The organism is Streptococcus oralis, from assembly GCF_001075875.1.
Classification (GTDB): domain Bacteria; phylum Bacillota; class Bacilli; order Lactobacillales; family Streptococcaceae; genus Streptococcus; species Streptococcus oralis_I.
The window spans coordinates 1-210 of sequence record NZ_JUOS01000177.1; the positions used below are offsets into that span (position 1 = coordinate 1).

Annotated in this window: 1 protein-coding gene; it reads left to right on the forward strand. The window is 40.5% G+C overall.

Features of this window, described 5'->3' with window-relative positions; genetic code table 11:
- The coding region (locus tag ADM33_RS09525) for a hypothetical protein (RefSeq protein WP_049504806.1) at nucleotides 1-210 on the forward strand (210 nt) is incomplete at both ends.

The following is a 210-nucleotide window of genomic DNA, read 5'->3' on the forward strand; positions in this document are numbered from 1 at the left end:
GTCTACGAACAAGTTAAGACATCATTCAAGGATAAAGAAGGTAAAGCAATTCCAGGTTATCCAACGGAAGATGGCGAACAACCGAAGAAAGAAATCCCAGGTTACCGCTTCGTAGAGACTAAGAAACTTCCAAACGGAGATACAGAGCATGTCTACGAACAAGTTAGGACATCATTCAAGGATAAAGAAGGCAATTCAATTCCAGGATAT